A 405-nucleotide genomic window follows, 5' to 3' on the forward strand; every position below is an offset into this window, starting at 1 on the left:
TGGGCACTCTAAGGTGACTGCCGGTGACAAACCGGAGGAAGGTGGGGATGACGTCAAATCATCATGCCCCTTATGACCTGGGCTACACACGTACTACAATGGCCGGTACAACGGGCAGCAAAGCCGCGAGGTGGAGCAAATCCTTAAAAGCCGGTCTCAGTTCGGATTGCAGGCTGCAACTCGCCTGCATGAAGTCGGAATTGCTAGTAATCGCGGATCAGCATGCCGCGGTGAATACGTTCCCGGGTCTTGTACACACCGCCCGTCACACCACGAGAGTTTACAACACCCGAAGCCGGTGGGGTAACCGCAAGGAGCCAGCCGTCGAAGGTGGGGTAGATGATTGGGGTGAAGTCGTAACAAGGTAGCCGTATCGGAAGGTGCGGCTGGATCACCTCCTTTCTA

At 56.3% G+C, this 405-nt stretch carries 1 rRNA gene; it reads left to right on the forward strand.

From position 1 onward, the window contains the following. Window positions 1-402: ribosomal RNA gene (locus GQY27_RS21265) — 16S ribosomal RNA — on the forward strand; the annotation flags it as partial. Window positions 403-405: the final 3 nt, after the last annotated feature.

The organism is Paenibacillus sp. An7, assembly GCF_009870785.1.
GTDB lineage: Bacteria > Bacillota > Bacilli > Paenibacillales > Paenibacillaceae > Paenibacillus.